Source organism: Pseudoalteromonas sp. UG3-2 (assembly GCF_037120705.1).
Lineage (GTDB): Bacteria > Pseudomonadota > Gammaproteobacteria > Enterobacterales > Alteromonadaceae > Pseudoalteromonas.
In genome coordinates, this window is the sequence record NZ_JAWLJU010000001.1 from 710,279 (window position 1) to 728,057 (window position 17,779).

13 protein-coding genes are annotated in these 17,779 nt (G+C 44.7%); 3 read left to right on the forward strand and 10 right to left on the reverse strand.

Annotated elements, in window-relative coordinates; translation table 11 throughout:
• Positions 1-13: 13 nt before the first annotated feature.
• Positions 14-1,816, forward strand: coding sequence for a DUF885 domain-containing protein (locus tag R3P39_RS02830; RefSeq protein ID WP_336565501.1), 1,803 nt, complete (start codon positions 14-16; stop codon positions 1,814-1,816).
• 48 nt (positions 1,817-1,864) lie between these two features.
• Here R3P39_RS02830 and R3P39_RS02835 read toward each other — a convergent pair whose 3' ends face one another.
• The 3 genes from R3P39_RS02835 to R3P39_RS02845 are packed head-to-tail and all read right to left on the reverse strand — an operon-like array spanning position 1,865 to position 4,642.
• Positions 1,865-2,365, reverse strand: coding sequence for a DUF4240 domain-containing protein (locus R3P39_RS02835; protein WP_336565502.1), 501 nt, complete (start codon positions 2,363-2,365; stop codon positions 1,865-1,867).
• A 58-nt stretch (positions 2,366-2,423) separates the two neighbouring features.
• Complete coding sequence (gene ilvN, locus R3P39_RS02840) at positions 2,424-2,921, reverse strand: acetolactate synthase small subunit (protein ID WP_336565503.1); 498 nt, start codon at positions 2,919-2,921, stop codon at positions 2,424-2,426.
• Positions 2,921-4,642: an acetolactate synthase 3 large subunit gene (locus R3P39_RS02845; protein ID WP_336565504.1), complete on the reverse strand. Its 1,722-nt coding sequence runs from the start codon at positions 4,640-4,642 to the stop codon at positions 2,921-2,923. The genes ilvN and R3P39_RS02845 overlap by 1 nt, the downstream gene beginning before the upstream one ends.
• A 360-nt stretch (positions 4,643-5,002) precedes the next feature.
• On the opposite strand from R3P39_RS02845, the gene R3P39_RS02850 reads away from it, so the two are divergent.
• Positions 5,003-7,987 carry an immune inhibitor A domain-containing protein gene (locus tag R3P39_RS02850; protein ID WP_336565505.1) on the forward strand — a complete coding sequence of 995 codons (2,985 nt, stop codon included), beginning with the start codon at positions 5,003-5,005 and terminating at the stop codon, positions 7,985-7,987.
• 24 nt (positions 7,988-8,011) lie between these two features.
• On the opposite strand, the gene R3P39_RS02855 is transcribed toward R3P39_RS02850, so the two are convergent.
• The 6 genes from R3P39_RS02855 to R3P39_RS02880 all read right to left on the reverse strand — a co-directional run bounded on the left by R3P39_RS02855 (position 8,012) and on the right by R3P39_RS02880 (position 15,086).
• A complete protein-coding gene (locus R3P39_RS02855) occupies positions 8,012-9,019 on the reverse strand; it encodes an isocitrate dehydrogenase (protein ID WP_336565506.1) in 1,008 nt (335 codons plus the stop codon).
• A gap of 196 nt (positions 9,020-9,215) precedes the next feature.
• Positions 9,216-10,907 (reverse strand): hypothetical protein, encoded by a 1,692-nt coding sequence (locus R3P39_RS02860; protein WP_336565507.1) that lies wholly within the window; start codon positions 10,905-10,907, stop codon positions 9,216-9,218.
• Complete coding sequence (locus R3P39_RS02865; RefSeq protein ID WP_336565508.1) at positions 10,907-11,293, reverse strand: DUF3192 domain-containing protein; 387 nt, start codon at positions 11,291-11,293, stop codon at positions 10,907-10,909. The genes R3P39_RS02860 and R3P39_RS02865 overlap by 1 nt, the downstream gene beginning before the upstream one ends.
• Before the next feature lie 103 nt (positions 11,294-11,396).
• A complete protein-coding gene (gene xni, locus R3P39_RS02870) occupies positions 11,397-12,170 on the reverse strand; it encodes a flap endonuclease Xni (protein ID WP_336565509.1) in 774 nt (257 codons plus the stop codon).
• A 9-nt stretch (positions 12,171-12,179) separates the two neighbouring features.
• The gene (ppnN, locus tag R3P39_RS02875) at positions 12,180-13,523 is read right to left on the reverse strand and encodes a nucleotide 5'-monophosphate nucleosidase PpnN (RefSeq protein WP_336565510.1); all 1,344 of its coding nucleotides are present in this window, start codon (positions 13,521-13,523) and stop codon (positions 12,180-12,182) included.
• Positions 13,524-13,553: 30 nt separating this feature from the next.
• The gene (locus tag R3P39_RS02880) at positions 13,554-15,086 is read right to left on the reverse strand and encodes a diguanylate cyclase (protein WP_336565511.1); all 1,533 of its coding nucleotides are present in this window, start codon (positions 15,084-15,086) and stop codon (positions 13,554-13,556) included.
• Positions 15,087-15,262: 176 nt separating this feature from the next.
• Here R3P39_RS02880 and R3P39_RS02885 point away from each other — a divergent pair, with 176 nt between their 5' ends.
• The gene (locus R3P39_RS02885) at positions 15,263-17,041 is read left to right on the forward strand and encodes a M61 family metallopeptidase (protein ID WP_336565512.1); all 1,779 of its coding nucleotides are present in this window, start codon (positions 15,263-15,265) and stop codon (positions 17,039-17,041) included.
• A gap of 126 nt (positions 17,042-17,167) precedes the next feature.
• Here R3P39_RS02885 and R3P39_RS02890 read toward each other — a convergent pair whose 3' ends face one another.
• On the reverse strand, positions 17,168-17,716 hold the full coding sequence (locus tag R3P39_RS02890) for a YkvA family protein (protein ID WP_336565513.1): 549 nt from the start codon (positions 17,714-17,716) through the stop codon (positions 17,168-17,170).
• Positions 17,717-17,779: the final 63 nt, after the last annotated feature.

Genomic DNA, 17,779 nt, shown 5'->3' on the forward strand with positions numbered 1-17,779 from the left:
CAAGAGAAAAACAATGAAAGCCATTTCCCTAACCGCAGCGGCCATTCTAGTGGCGCTAACTGGATGTCAAACCATCAATCACAACACGGAAGTTGTTGCCACACAACAACAAACAATCAGCCAAAATCAACTGGTTAATGACTTAAGTGAGCAATATTTTGCAGAGTCACTGGCGATGAGCCCAGTGTATGGTACTTACTTAGGTAAGCCTAATGTGAACCATAAATTTAACCCTCCAACCACAGCAGAAACACTGGCGCAGAGCAAAGCATTGCTGCAAAAGTACCAAGCCAAACTAAACCAGGTAGACGCCAGTAAACTCAGTGGCCAAGCAAAACTAAGCTATGAAATTCTTAAGCGCGATCTTGCTTTTAGTTTACAAGGCTTTGAGTTCCCAAGTCACCTAATGCCAATCAACCAAATGTCAGGCATGCATAACATTTTTGCCGGCTTTGGCTCAGGGCAAAGCGCGCAGCCATTTAATAGCGTAAAAGACTATCAAGACTTTATTCAACGTGCACAAGGCTTTGTCGTCTGGCTTGACGGCGTAAAGACTAATATGCGCCAAGGCATAGAAGTGGGCGTAGTGTTGCCAAAAGCGCTCACAAAAAAACTCATCCCGCAGTTTGAATCTCATGTGGTAAGCGACGCAACGAAATCCGTTTTTTGGGGCCCAATCAACAATTTCCCAGAAAGCTTCAGTGACGCTGAAAAACAACAGCTTAAGGCGCAATACCAAGACATGGTGGTGAACACCTTGGTACCTGCCTATCGTGATATGACCGACTTCCTTAAACAAGAGTATTTACCCAATAGTCGTGACTCTGTTGGTTACAGTGCTCTGCCGAATGGCAAAGCCTGGTATGAATATCAAATCGCTAACCACACCACGCTGCAATTAAGCGCCGATGAAATCCACCAATTAGGCCTAGAAGAAGTCGCGCGGATCCGCAGTGAAATGGAGTGGGTTAAAGAGCAGATGCAATTTGATGGCGATCTTCAAGCTTTCTTTACCTTTCTTCGTGAAGATGAACAATTCTATTTTAACTCCGCTGATGAGCTCATCGCCGCTTACGAAGACGTAAAACAAAAGATCGATGCACGAGTACCACAATTATTCAATATTCAGCCAAAAGCAGATTACGAGGTAAAATTGGTTGAAGCGTACCGAGCGCAATCGGCGGCAGGAGCATCCTATGCTGCGCCAGCACCAGATGGTAGCCGACCCGGCGTGTTCTACATCAATGCCCATAATTTAAAAGCACAGCCAAAATTTTTAGTGGAGACCCTTTCAATCCACGAAGCGGCCCCCGGCCACCATTTTCAGATTGCTTTACAGCAAGAAGTGGAGGGGTTACCGAGCTTTAGAAAATTTGGCGGCTACACGGTATTCGCAGAAGGTTGGGCATTGTATGCAGAGAGTTTAGGCAAGTCTTTAGGGTTATTTACCGATCCTATGATGTGGTATGGCCGTTTAGTCGATGAGCAACTTCGTGCCATGCGTCTTGTGGTTGATACCGGTATTCATGCTAAAGGCTGGAGTCGCGAGCAAGCCATTGAATTTATGCTCGACAATTCTTCCATGGCAGAGTCGGATGTTACCGCCGAGGTTGAGCGATACATAGGCTGGCCTGGTCAAGCGGTCTCTTATAAGGTAGGGCAATTCAAAATTCAAGAATTAAGAGACTACAGTGAAAAGGCCTTAGGCGACAAATTCGATATTAAGGCATTTCATAGCCAAATTTTAATTGATGGCGCATTACCCATGCCCATTCTGGAAGATAAAATTAAAGCCTGGGTACACAGCCAGATTTAGCCACAATTTGCCGCTAAGCCAGATCACGTTGGCTTAGCTGTTACGGCTTTACCCTAACCAAAACTGCGCATATAGCTTGGGAAGTTCGGCTTTGAGTTGCTTGGGTTTGTTTTTAAACTTTTTACCTTGCGGAGGAAAGTTGATCACACTGTGGTAGGGTAACTCTGCGTCGCTCTTTTGCTCATACAATAAACCAGCGACCAAATCGAGCTCGTCAATAAACGGGTAGGGTAGATCATCTTTATAAGCAATATTGAATTTCTCTGCCAGGTTATCAGGCTCTGCGGTTAACACACTGACGGCATCTGGCCCGCGGCTGATCACCCAATTGCAGAAATCAAGAAAATCATATTCACTGTTGCAGCCGGCAATCACATAGGCCACTTTCCAATTATCCCAATGCCATAAAGCTCTAAGCTCTTTACTGTAAATGCCATCGAACTTTGCGAGCTCTTCACTTGAAAGCACTTGCAGTCGCTCATTGAGGTAGCTGTTGTCGTTACATTGTGTTGGTGCTGTCACTAGTTGCCAAAATCGCGCAAGTTCCATGTTATTACCTTATTGCGAACAATTGCGCGATTATAGCCAGTTGTGCTTTTAGAGTAAATTAGCCTTTCAGTGCTTTGTCACCGCGACCAATACCTACGGCGCCAGAGCGTACCAATTCAATCAGGTCACTTTCATGGCGTAATAAATCCAAAAACGACTCGAGCCGCTCGCTGTCAGCCACCATTTGCAAAATATAACTTTGTTTACCCATATCGATGATCACAGCCTGAAAAACATCCGCGACGCGGTTAATGGCCGCGCGCGTGGCTTCATCGCGAGCAAATACTTTCACCAACAGCAATTCGCGCTCGATATGCTGCATTTCAGTTAAATCGATGACTTTGAGTACATCGACAATTTTGTTTACTTGTTTGGTGATCTGCTCAACAATTCTGTCATCCCCTTGCGTGGTAATGGTGATCCGCGATAAGGTTTTATCCGCTGTAGTTCCCACGGTTAAACTGTCAATGTTATAGGCCCGTTGCGAAAACAGTCCCACAATTCTAGACAGTGAACCCGGTTCGTTTTCAAGTAAAATGGACAAAATTCTTTTCATTATGCTCTTACTCCCTTTTTCAACCACATTTCGTCCACAGCACCTTGCTTTATTTGCATCGGATAAACATGCTCTGACTCGTCGACCAAAATGTCTAAAAACACCAATCTATCTTTGATTGCAAAGGCCCGTTCAAGTGCTGGCGCTAATTGCTCTGGTGTATCAACGCGGATCCCAACATGGCCGTAACTTTCTGCTAGTGCGACGAAATCAGGTAAAGATTCCATGTAAGAACTGGAATGACGACCTTCATACATCATGTCTTGCCATTGCCTTACCATGCCAAGGGAACGGTTATTTAGTGAAACCACTTTGACAGCCAAACCATACTGTAAACAGGTGGATAACTCTTGTATGTTCATCTGAATAGAGCCATCGCCAGTAACACAAAGCACTTCGTTGTCAGGAAATGCCATTTTCACGCCCATCGCGGCCGGCAAGCCAAATCCCATGGTGCCAAGGCCTCCGGAATTAATCCATTGCCGTGGTGATTTGAATGGATAATATTGCGCGGCAAACATTTGGTGCTGACCGACATCGGAGCACACGTAAGCATTGCCATCGGTTAACTGGTAAAGCGACTCAATGACAGTTTGTGGCTTAATTTTTTCAACCCCTGGGGTGTATGCCAAGCATTGTTGTGAACGCCATACCGTGATTTGTTGCCACCAATCCTCTTGCGCAGCTCTATCAATGCGCTTTTCACTGCGCTCTATCCCAGTAAGTAATTGTTCTATCACGGTGTCTAAACAACCCACCACGGGAATGTGCGCTTTGATGGTTTTTGAAATAGACGTGGGGTCGACATCAACGTGAACAATTTTAGCGTTAGGACAAAACTTTTTAACGTTGTTGGTGACGCGGTCGTCAAAGCGTGCACCGAGTGCCAAAATAACATCGGCATTGGCCATGGCTTTGTTGGCTTCTAAGCTGCCATGCATGCCTAACATACCAATGAAATTAGGGTGAGTGCCACTGATCCCCCCCAAACCCATCAAGGTGTTGGTGATAGGCGCATTAAGTTTTTCAACCAACTCGGTAAGCTTCTGTGAAGTGTTGGACAGTACTACGCCGCCACCGGAATAGATCACCAATCTTTTGGCTTCAATAATGGCATCAACCGCTTTGCGGATCTGTTTCGAATGACCTTTAACATTAGGGTTGTAGGTGCGCATTGATACTGTATCAGGCATGATAAAATCAAAACCTAGTGCGGGATTCAATATGTCTTTAGGCAGCTCAACCACAACTGGCCCAGGCCGGCCTGAACGAGCAAGGTAAAATGCTTTTGCTAACACCGCCGGAATTTGCTCAGCATCGCGACAGTTAAAACTGTGCTTAACAATGGGTCTAGAACAACCGACAATGTCTGTTTCTTGAAAAGCATCGTCACCAATCAGGTTAGATGGAACTTGGCCTGAAAGCACTACCATAGGAATAGAGTCCATATAGGCGGTAGCGATACCGGTAACACAGTTAGTCGCACCAGGACCGCTGGTGGCCAACACCACGCCTACTTCGCCTGTTGCTCTGGCATAACCATCGGCCATATGGGTAGCCGCTTGCTCATGGCGCACTAGTACATGCTCGATGTCATTTTGCTGAAACAGTGCGTCGTACAAGTCCAGCACCGAACCCCCAGGGTAACCAAAGATATACCTTACATTCAGTGCGCTTAGCGCTTTTACCACCAGCTCTGAGCCATTAAATTGCTCTGCCATTGCCTCATTCCTCGTTGCTGTATTGCTGTTATGTTTGCTTTTTCAATAAAAAACCCCGCTGGTTGCGGGGTTTGTGATTTATTTCAAGTAATAGCTCCCCGCTGAACTCTATGTTGAGACCAGTACCACCACGAGAACGATTAGTTGAAATAAATGTTGCATGACCATTACCTGTTATATTTGACTGTTAACTAGCCTACACAGTATTGAATAGTAATTCCAGTTAATACCATTTCAAATAATGAAATATAGCATTTCAATTTAAAATTAACTTTCCTGTGAATTTTTTATTCCTTTATCAAGGGTGTGGTTACCAATAACACTGCTAAACTAACAACAGGTTCATCAAGAGGCATACTCATGCAACTTTCACCTACTATCATTTTTTGGCTTAGCATCTTATTTAGCTCTGTTACTGTGGCACAAACAGTCAACCCTGAACGCATTATTTATTGGCACGAAAAGCAATTAGGCAGGTCAGTAAGCGACTATGAGCGTGAGCAAATTCTAAAACGCTACGTCGCCGACTTGACCCCAAAAGCAGCCATCAGACCGCCTTTTGTTGTCAAAGCCCAGGCAACAATAACTAATCGCTGGCAACAGCAAACTATCAACAGCAGTGCCACCGTTTTAAACCAAGCGCGAGTACTGGCCATTTTGGTGGACTTTTCCGATCTACCCCATGATGACAATCAGTTACAGCCGTCTGACACGGATATGTATTATCCAAGCTACCCCAGTAGTCATTATAACAATTTGCTTTTTAGCGATACTGGCTACAGCGGACCAAATGGTGAAGTGTTGCAAACGGCCACCCAATATTATCAAGCAGCATCTGGGGGCTCATTACAATTAACCGGCGCGGTAATTGGTTGGATCCGTGCTGACCAAAACGCCGCCTATTATGGTAAGCGAGAAGGCGAAACGCGTGATCTTAGAGCAGAAGAGTTGGTGTTTGAGGCCATCAGTAAGGCTGTTGCCAATAATGACATCGATTTAGCAAGCTTTGATAACACCGACCTCCATGATTTAGACGGCGATGGTAACCGCTTCGAGCCGGACGGTGTTATCGATCACGTAATGCTATTTCATTCCAGTATCGGCGAGGAGGCAGGAGGGGGAGTGTTAGGCACTGACGCCATTTGGTCGCACCGTTTTTTCGTCTTTAATAACAGCAATCAACCCCGCGATATACCGGGAAGTGACTATAAGGTGTTTAATTACACCATTAACCCCATTGATGCCGCGATTGGTGTGGTGGTGCATGAGTTTGGCCATGAGTTGGGACTTCCGGATGAGTACGACCTCAATGACAATACGATTGGCGAGCCAGTTGCACTATGGTCTGTGATGTCTTCTGGTAGTTACGTAGGGGCGTTATCAGGGGATAAACCGAGTCAATTTTCAGCAAAAAATTTAGAGTACTTACAGCAACAATACGGAGGAAACTGGTTAAATCAACGCACATTTACATTGCCAGAATTAAGCGCGGGCCAAACTCTCACTCTTTCTGACAGTAGTGTTAATAATGGTCAGGTCAATCAAGTTAAAATAGCACTTCCCCCATTGTTAGAAGAGTTTGTTCCGCCATTAGCAGGAGACTACCATTATTACTCCGGGCAAGGGGATGGACTTAACAATCAAGCTAGCTTTGTTGTTCGCCTACCCGACAGTGATGAACTTACCTTGTCCATGTTAGCCAACTACAGCATTGAGCTTAATTACGATTTTTTCCAAGTGCTGGTTAACGGCGAAGCCATTGCCGGCAATACCACTTCATCAAGCCACCCGATATACCCCAGCATTAAGCATTACATGGATGGTGAGTCTGCGGTATTTGGTGCCAACCCAGTAACATTAGAGTTTGATTTATCCTCTTATCGCACTCAAGAAGTGACGGTAACACTCAGATATCAGACCGACGCCATTGACACCCTCAAAGGGGTTTTGGTGGATAATTTGCAGATAAGTACAGCAACAGAAGTGATTTACAGCAATACCGCTGAACCCGGTTTCAACCTCAATTATGCTGGCTTTCGTAAGTTGGCAAGCTATCGTGCCATGGCGCCACACGCCTATTATGCCCAATTACGTTCACACCGTGGACTGGATGCGGGCTTGGCTCTGGCCAGTTATAATACAGGGGTGTTAGCTTGGTATAGTAATGATAATGTTGATAATAATTCAACTTCGCTGCACCCAGGTAGTGGCGATCTGTTAGTGGTTGATGTCGATCAACAACCGATATACAAAGCAGATGGCACCAGCCCAGCGAGCAGTATTATTCAAGTAAGAGATGCCGCCATGCGATTGGCTCAACAACGGCCGGGGCTCGGCGATCAGGATTTAGCAGCAATAAGCTTGTTTGACGACCGAGAAAATTATCAGTTTGCCATACAGCCAGAATCTGGGGTGAAACTGCCGGCATTCGGCGCCGCGATAGAACTCACTGCCATAACAGAGGATGCCAGCGCAGCTGAAATATTACTGAGCTACCAAAGTTCACCTAGCATCAACAGTGAAATAAACCAAAGCATCGTTGACTTTAGTACTTCGGGCTTACTGTTAAATGAAAGCGATCAGTTTTTATGGCGGTTTGGTGATGGTAATAGTAGCGATAGGTTAACGACGACACATAATTATCAATCGCCTGGGGTGTATGACGTTACATTTACCCAAACAGATCAACTGGGCAATGCTGAAACCTTAGCAACTCAGGTGACTATCACTGACGTTGTGCAGACGCCACTTAGCTTAAGCGATTTAACTGTGACGCAAAGCGGCCAAAGTGTGCTTTTCTCAATTGCCGTCTCTGGCGGATCCACTCCCTATCAAATTGAGTGGCAATTTGGTGAAGGCAATAACGCCACTGGTGCCGTAGTAGAACATACTTATAGCCTAAGCGGTGACTATCAAGTAGAGGTGACAGTTAGCGATGATGACAACCAATCACGCTCGCAAACCACAACCGTATCCATAGAGGTGCCAATTACTTTAGAAGCCAGTGCCACAACCAACAACCTTTCTGCTACTTTCATGGCAGCCGCCACTGGCGGGGATGGCAATTATCAAGCAAGCTGGGATTTTGGTGACGGCCAACAAGGGCAGGGGTTATCTACCAGCCACAGTTACGCCACTGCGGGGACATATAATGTAGTCTTGAGCTTAAGTGACGGTCTTGGACAAACGGTAACTGGAAGCGTAGAGATCACCGTTACAGCTGCACCAACAACGCCGCCGCCAACAGACGAGCAGGGCGAGTCAACGGGTTCATCAGGAGGGAGTATGAGTTTCGTAATTGCACTAAGTGCGCTGGTGGGCTTTATAAGAAGGCGGTACAAATAGCTACCGCCTAAGCTCTGACTTTTATTATAGGCGTTCAATTACCGCTTGAGTGAAGTCAGTTGTACCATGGCTGCCGCCAAGGTCACGGGTTGTGCGGTCACCTGTTTTAATTACATCCGCGACTGCCGCACGGATCTTCTCTGCTTTATCCGCTTCGCCAAGGTACTCTAGCATTTGGATTGCAGCTAAGATCACAGAAGTTGGGTTAGCTAGGTTCTTGCCTGCGATGTCTGGTGCACTGCCGTGAACCGCTTCAAAAATGGCAGCGTCACTGCCAATGTTAGCACCTGGAGCCATGCCTAAACCACCAACTAGACCCGCACACAAATCTGACAGGATATCACCAAATAAATTAGTGGTAACAATCACGTCAAACTCTTCAGGAGTCATAACTAATTTCATGCAGGTTGCATCAACAATCATTTCTGCTGATTCAATCTCTGGATAACGCTCACCTACTTCACGAGCCACTTTTAAGAATAGGCCTGAGGTCGACTTAAGGATATTGGCTTTGTGTACCGCAGTTACCTTTTTACGACCTTCACGTTTAGCCAACTCGTATGCAAAAGTTACGATCTTCTCGGCACCTTCACGAGTGATTTTGGACATGGCTTCCGCTTCGTTGCCGTCTTCTGACACTACTTGACCTAGACCTGAGTACATGCCCTGAGTGTTTTCACGAACCGTGATGATATCAATGTCATCATAACGTGCTTTAGTACCTTCAAAAGATTTAACAGGACGAACATTGGCATACAAACCAAAGTGCTTACGAAGTGTTACATTGATTGAAGTAAAGCCTTCACCCACAGGAGTCGTTAATGGGCCTTTTAGGGTGATTTTATTACGCTCAATCGCTTCAAGCGTGGCTGGTGGTAGTAACTCACCGGTTTTTTCTAACGCAGCAAGGCCGGCGTCTACGTATTCATAGTCATAGTCACAACCAACGGCTTTTAAGATCTCAATTGCAGAATCGATAATGCTTGGGCCAATGCCGTCGCCACGAATAACTGTGATGGTTTGCTCTGCCATGTTTTTTCCTTTATCAAAAGTAGTGTTACACCCAAGGGTAAATGCTGTCTAAGTGTAGTATAAATAGCGTTGGGTGTGTGCTCGCTTGTTTAAACCGCGTTTTATAGCAATTAATTTCGCCTTATTCCAGTATGGAATGACAAATAATCATATCTTATATTTATGCTTGTTATTAATTCTATTTATAGAATAAATATCAGCCTATATATGAATAAAAACCCGCCTCTTGGATGGCATTAGCAAAGGATTTACCATCGTCAAAGCGACTGTCTGCGATTACTTCAGTCATCAACTGCTTTTGCCAGCTACTTGGCTGCCAATCCGGGGATAAAATCTGCATCAGTTGTAACTTAATAAAGATAAAGGGCTTGGTTTGTGAGTTTACCTGTGAGCGAGCGTTTAACTCGCTGTCGAGTAGTGCTTTATGTAAGATACTGCCTTGAAAATATTGCTCAGTGAAATCCGTAAGCTGATCTTTGTTAAGCTGCTGAATGCCAAATAATTGAGCAATGGATATGACCTCATCGGAGAAATCTTTAAGTTGTTTGGCCATGGTATGCTGCACTTCAACCCCTTGCTTTAATACAATAAAAGCAACCACTGCAGCAAAAGGAGAGAGTAAACGTTCAAACTTTTCACCATAATTATCACCTACATAAAGCGCAATTAATTGGGTTAATTGGCCATATTTATGCAACACATCTTCACTAAATGGAAGTTGCTGCGCCGTCATTACCTGTTCTAATAACACCCGTTGTGATAATAACCCCGCAGCATCAAGCCCAACCATAGCCAGCGAGTGGCGAACTGAGGAAGCCTTGAGGTTTTCTCTGTTATATTGTCTAGCAGCCACTTGAATAGCACGGCTGACGCTATCAAATTGGCTTATTAGGTTTTCCAGCGCGCGGAAACTTTGAAAATGACTCTGCGATAAAGCCGCAACGGCCTGCAATAAATGACTCTGATCGATCCCAAAAGGCTGTTTCCTTTCTAATAATGCCCGTTGCCACACTTTAAAGCTTAGTTGTGGACCACTGACGGTGGTGCAGCCACAGTGAAAGTCAAAACGCCGATTGGCTTTTGCCAATTTTCGCGCTTCATCATTTTCAATTATCGCAAGCAATTTTTCTTTGCCGCTAACATGAACCAACAAGCCCGTCTGTTGATTAAGCTGGCAGAGTAATGCAGCTGGGTGCTGAGCGAAACGTTGTGCTATGGCACTGAGTATTTTCAATGCAAAGCTATAATGTTGATTGCAATATAAAAGCTTAATAGCTTTATCGAAAGCCAGTTGTTTGGTTTTGGCATTGGGCGTAATAAACATGGCCAGTCGGTGCGCGACGGCAACCACTAAAGAGGCATGATCGTTAAAGCGATGATGGCTAGAAGCGACCAACCTAGCATCATAGCTGGTTAACCGTGACAACACCCGTAAGCATTGTAAATTTGGCGTGTTGGCATCGGCGAGGATTTTTACGGCAAACTGATGACGCCGAAGCCAGAGTTTTTCTTGTTGTGGGTTTAGCTTTTTGCCTGCAGCCCGTTTGTCACTTTCCTTGGCGACACATAAATAATCGGCAAAACTGGCCAACAATAATTCTTCCGTCACTTCACGAGAGTACTTAAGACCATGGCAAGCCATGCAGACCAGCACATTTTGGTTGATAACCAAATTGCTACTGTAACCTAAATCTTTACTGTATAAACCCAATTGCGCATGCATGGCACCGGGTGCCGCTTCATAACAGTCAATGTAAAGCTGAGCAAGCTTGACTAGGGTAGGGTAAATGGTTGGCCACTTTTCTTTATGGTAATATAGACGCAATACTTTATGAGTGCCAGTGGCGATTGCGGCCAACGTTCTGCTGACAGAAAGACGTTTATCCATTAGTTCGACGCTTTATCAAAAGCAACTCGTGCTCCTGGCCCCCACAGTTTCAGTACGTTGTTTTCAAACAACATGCCCGTACACTCATCCTCTGTGGTAATGCCGTCAGGTTTCACCAATTGGGTGCGATAGAACAAGATTTGTAAAACCTCGCCATCCACCTTTTTTACATAAGTAAGATCTGGGCTGCCGAGCGTGTCTAAGACATCTGCTAACTCAGTTTGCTGTTCTAAGCTCAGGTTTTCTATAAAACGATTATTAAATGCCTCACGGTCTTGCCAAATCATCGCTTGTGGATCGTCTTTGTAGTAATTGATCACTAGAAATACCACAGTGACGTATACCGCCAAGCCAAGAAATATGTACTGTAAAATTTTTCTAATCATCTCACTACTCAGTTTGCTAAGGCATGGCCTTAGTTCCACTTATTTGCCACCACTATCACTGCCAGCCTAACCGACTCTGCTATGCTGGGCAACGACTATGCGATTAGCTAATACGAAGGTCTTTGAGGCTGAAGCCTAATTCGATGTCTTGTCGCAATGTCACCAATGCTAAACTCACAACGAAGTCATTGCCACCAGCTTGCAATTTGCCTCGCTGCGATTCAGTGAGTTGCTCGGCACTGAGCATAGCATCATAGTCATTAAAACGTGCCAATAATTCTTTAGCTGTTTTTATACCAATACCACTGACCCCAGGAATATCATTGGTTCTGTCACCGCTTAAAGCCCAAAATAGCGTCAGCTTTTCTTTGCTGACCGAGAAGCGACTTTTGACATCCTCGCTAGTAATAAATGATTTTTTAAAATGATCATAGACACTTATCTGCTCACTCAATAGTGGTAAAAAGCCTTTATCCGTGGAGACCACGGTGGCAGCAATTCCAGCCTCAGCGGCTTTGCTCGCCAAGGTCGCGATAACATCATCGGCTTCATCATTATCCGGGGAAAAACTGCTCACCCCAGCGGCGGCAAACGCGGCCATAAACTTGTCGAGGTTGTTTTTTAATGTCTCGGGCATGGGTTGACGGTTCATTTTATAGTTTGGATAAAATTCATAACGCCAACTACGTTCACCATCAAACACTGCAACGGCGTGACTTGCAGCCATTTTATTAAGTAATGAACGCACCGCCTTCTCAACCCGCAGACAACAGGCTTTAAGGTGCACCTCTTGCTCTGTTGCGGATTTTGGCTCATGAACAGCATAGATGCGCCGAATTAGGTTGAGCGCATCTATTAATAACAGCCTTGGTTTCATGGTAATGACTTAGGCTTTAATCTCATAGCAAGGAACATATTTGCTGCCTGGTAGTTTCATTCTACCTTGGGCAACAAATGCGCCTAGCAATTTATCCATGTCTTGCATCAAGCTTTTGTCTCCGCTTAGGGTATAAGGCCCATGGTTACGAATGGCGTTTATGCCTTCGTCTTTGACATTACCGGCTACAATTCCCGAAAATGCTCGGCGCAAGTTGGCCGCCAATAGCTGCTTAGGCTGTTCTAAGTGCAAGTCCAAAGCGGCCATGTTTTCGTGGGTTGGGGCGAATGGCTGTTGAAAATCATTATCAATTTTGAGCGTCCAATTAAAATAATAGGCGTCGCCTTGATGCTTACGATATTCTCGCACTGGGATCATCGATTGCTTTAACTTCTGTGCTACACGCTCTGGGTCATCAATAATCACTTCAAACTTCTCTAATGCTGCTTTGCCAAGGGTCTTTTCAACAAAAGCGCTCAGCTCTTGGAAATACGCTGCAGACTCTTTAGGACCGGTTAAAATCACCGGTAGGTGCTGTTTCTGGTTTTCTGGGTGAAGCAAAATCCCGAGTAAGTACAACAGCTCCTCGGCAGTGCCCGCGCCTCCTGGGAAGATGATGATGCCATGAGCAACGCGAATAAAGGCTTCGAGACGCTTCTCAATGTCTGGCAATATCACCAACTCATTGACGATAGGGTTAGGTGGCTCAGCCGCAATAATGCTCGGCTCGGTCAGGCCGAGGTAGCGGTTGTTGGTAATACGCTGTTTCGCATGACCTATAGTGGCCCCTTTCATTGGCCCTTTCATTGCTCCAGGGCCACAGCCTGTACAAATGTTTAAACCGCGCAAGCCCAGTTGATAGCCTACTTGTTTAGTGTATTTGTATTCGGTTTCGTTAATTGAATGGCCGCCCCAGCAGACAATCATGTTGGGGTCTTTATTCACTTCTAAGGCGTCGGCATTTCTGAGCATATCAAACACCATGTGCGTGATTGCTTCAGCAGACTCGCTTGTTCCCTGGTATTTTTGGCAAATAAATAAAATATCTCGAATAACCGAGAAAATATGTTCATGGATCCCGGTGATTATCTGACCATCAACAAAAGCGGATTCAGGTGGGTTATCTAACGCTATTTTTATGCCACGCTCACGGGCGAGCAGTTGAATATCAAAATTTTTATATTTATCGTAGATTTCGGCACTTGAGTCGGTGTGACTGCCAACATTTAACACCGCTAATGCACAGTTTCTGAATAGCCTATAACGCTCACTGGTGGTCGACTGTTGTAGTAAGTCCACCTCTAACTTTGATAATAAATTCAACACCCCAGTAGGGTTGAGTTCTACTCGCATCGGCTTACTCCTTGTGGTTGTGCCAAGCGTTTATTTGAGACAAAGCCTGTCTCTACCGCTATTCTTTGCTTCATAGAGGGCAGCATCAGCACGGTCAAAGACCGTTAAGCTAGTATCACCTTGCTTAAATTGTGTCGCCCCAAGAGAAATAGTAATAACTACTTCGTTTTCTTTAAATTTAAATGGTATTGATTTGATGACTTGCCTGACTTTTTCAAGTGGCTTTTGAGCATTATTGAGCGACATGCCTGGCATCAATAACACAAACTCTTCTCCACCATAGCGGGCAATAAAGTCACTTTTGCGAATGGATTTTCGCAAAGCTCTGGCAATGACTTGCAGTGTTTTATCCCCAGCACTGTGACCGTACTGGTCGTTTATAGATTTAAAGTGATCGACATCGATTACCACTAGGGTAATGTCACTTTTATTCACTTCAAACAAATGCAGTTCTTGATTTAAACGCTCATCAAACGCGGCGCGATTAGGCAGCTTAGTCAGACTATCCAATAGGCTTTTGTACTTTTGTTCATTTAAGCGCCGCTTATAACTGCTAACCTTGGACTCCAGGGTATTAATTCTATGGTTAATGGCATCAAATGAATCCAACAAGGCTTCACGCTCATTGCGCTCTAATTTGTCGCGCTCAATAAGTTCAGCACTGAGTTGTTTCAGTTCGTTATCTACCAGTTGTTTGAGTTCAGTGATGGACTGTGCACTTTGAGTTTTCTCATTCAACGTTTGAATCTTGTTTTCAATGCGCTCATTGAGGGTAGCTAACTCTTTCGAAGTGGACTTTGAACGCGCCGTGGTTTCAACCACTGAACGGTGCAGCTCTTCTAAGGTTTGGTTCAACGACACCAAAAAGCCCTGCGCCGATTGCCGTTCTTTGGCGATGGCATGGGCTATGATTTTTATTACTTGGGCTGCGCAATCATAGAGGTTTTCTAGGCTGTCATTGGCCAAAATACTACTGCGGATCTCACTGACTTGCTCCAGCATTGACTCTTCAAAAATGAGCTCATTGATCAGGGCCAGTAAATCCGAGGCCAAATCTGGGAACTTACCGGCTAAGGTATCCTCGGATACTTCAACTTTCGACTGTAAAACTTGATGGTATATGCTGACTAACGCTTCTAAAACTGGAAGAAAACCATTGGTAGAATTAATATCTTGTAATTCACTATCGAGTATTGTGCGCAATTTGCGTCTAGCATCATCCGGCACGCCCTTTACTTTTTGCAGTGATCGTCCACTTTGCTGAATAGCTTGCACTAAAGCACGATGATTGGCGTTGTTGGTGCTTTCTTGTTGTTTTAACGGTTCCGATATATTTTCGATAAGTGGGACTAGGTGTTCAAAGTCTACGCCTTTGTTTAAGGCGCTGCGAAACTTTGCCAGCTGGTTATCCAGTGAAACGTCCTGACCTTTACAAGCAAGAGAGAGTTTTGACACAAACTGAGTTAATAATTCTATTTGTTGTTTTCTAGCATCCTCGAGCGTTTTTCTAGCTGCAATCGCTTGATTGAGTTTTTGCTCGAGTTTTACGGCGTTGTCAGTCACGAAATTCCAGTCTTTTATTAATATCTTAGTCTATAAGTCTACAACAATTTACGACAATGTGCGCGATATTTTAACGGCGTAAAGTATCGAATTGTAACGGCTATTCATCGATATTCATTAGCGCCATTTAAAGCTATCTGCTAGATTGCCAAAAAATAATAAAGCACCTCAAAATTATGAAAAAATCTTTTCTCAGTCTATTAGGGATGATAGCGCTCAATGCTTATGCCACGGTCGAATACAAAGTGTCATTCGAACAACCTGAGCATCACCTTGCTAACGTCGAAATGACCTTCCCAAAAACAAGCCAGGCCAGTTTGGATATTAAACTGCCTGATTGGCGCACAGGTCGTTATGAAATCTTAGATTTGGCTAACGGCATTCGCTTTTTCAGTGCCAGCACTGACGACAACGAGCCATTGCAATGGCAAAAAATAGATAAAAACACCTGGCGTGTACATCTCAAAGAGCCAACCAAAGTCCATGTTCAATATCAAGTGTATGCCAATGAACTGGGCTTACGGGCGCGGCATGTGGATGATAGCCATGCTTTTATCGACGCTTCAGGCTTTTTTATGTTCAGCGACGCTTTTCGCAGCGAGCCGGTGACGGTGGAATTAGCTGTTCCTAGCGGTTGGCGTTCAGTCTCTGGTATGCAGTATGGCGATACAAAACACAGTTTTAAGGCTGAAAATTATGATATTTTACTTGATTCGCCAATTGAGACGGGTATCAACCAACTACATCAATTTAGCGTTGACGATCGTGACTACGAGCTGGTGATTTGGGGTGAAGGAAATTACGACGTAGAAATGATGATTTCGGACCTAAAAAAATTGGTGCAAACGGGTTCGCTTATTTGGCACCAATACCCTTACCAACGTTATGTCTTTATGGTACATGCGACCAGCGGCGCAAGGGGCGCGACAGAGCACCTAAACTCCACCATTATTCAACGCCATCGCGATAGCTTTAAAGAACGCGAAGACTACGTAGGCTTTATTGCCACTGCAGCACATGAGTTTATCCATACCTGGAACGTTAAAAATTATCGCCCAGCTGGGTTAGTACCCTATGATTATGTTGCGCCTAACTACACGGATTTATTATGGCTGGCTGAAGGATCTACCAGTTATTTTGAAGATTATTTACTGCTGAGCGCCGGGATCACCAGCAATGATGAATACCTAGACATGCTTACCAAGCGTATCAATCGTCACCTTGAAACACCTGGACGCACAGTACAATCGGTAGCCCACAGCAGTTTTGATAAATGGATCAACCAAGGTGGCGATCACGGCCACAACTTCAGCACGAATATTTATTCTGAAGGCGCTTTGGTGTCCATGGCCTTAGATCTTGATTTATTAATCCACTCAGAGGGCAAGGTTAGTTACCGCGATGTCCACCGCGAGCTATATAAACAACACAAATTGCCAAACAGCTTCACCAGTGAGGACGTTAAAGCGATTTTAAAACAACTGTCTGGTCGTGACTACAGTGATTGGTGGCAACAGTATGTTGATTCTCCGGCAAAGATTGATTTTGCTGGGTTACTGCAAAAAGTAGGACTGAACTTTGCTTATCCAGAAGACAGCCAAGTAGTGGCAGGCTTTGATGGCAAAGCAAGCAAACTGGGTGAACTACTGCAACTGCAACGCGTCGCTAAAGATGGCAATGCTTGGCAAGCGGGACTGACAGCGGGTGATCAAATAGTGTCCTTCGATAGGCACCATGTACGTGAAACTTTAGCCGCCAGCTTACAGCATTTTAATCCGGGGCAAGAAGTTACCGTACACTTTATTCGTAGAGATAAATTAATGACTACCGAGCTAACCTTGGCAACCAAGTATGATAAGCCAAGAAAAGTCACTCCAGTGACAACGCCAACGGCTTCGCAACAACGCCTTTATCAAGCTTGGATGGGAGTTGCACACCCACACGCAAGCAAGTAAACCGAATAGATAAACTAAGCAAAGGGAAGACCAACTACCATTGGCTTCCCTTTTTTCGTATCTAGGTGTTCTCGATTGTGTTTATTTGCTCTTGTTACTGAGCCTTTGTGGCCAAGATAAAAAAGATTACATAATACGAGAGAAGAATCTTGAACGGTTTTTGGTGCGACCACGGCGCATCGAAGAACGGATTTGCGAGCGGGTACCCGCCAACCAGCTTTCACGGTCTACCTTGGCACCTTCGCCACGGCGGGCCTCTTCGGTGGCTCTAAAACCACAGAATTCGCGGTATGCTTTGAGATCTAATGATAACTCTTGAAGTACAAGCTCAATCATAATGGCATCATCAATGAAGCCTAGTACCGGAACATTATCAGGAACAATGTCTTCTGGTTCACTAAAATAAGCAAGAGATGCCATGATTTCACGCTTTTCATCTTCGGGCATTTGCCACTCTTCGTCGAGCACAGCATCAATTAGAGTTTGAAGAGACAGCAAACGAGTACTGACAAATTCAGGTAAGTTGGATTTTTCCATCGATGCCACCAGCTCTCTGGCTTTAGCAATGATTTCGCTATCGCTCATTTGGCTATTTTTTTCAATCGCCGCTTTCATCATGCCGCGAAAGTGTTCTAAATCTGCATCTGATAGTTCAAAGTTTATTTCGATAGACACAAGGTGCTCCCTCAACGTTATTATTATCAATGGATTAAACAAAAATTATACTTTTTGCAATAA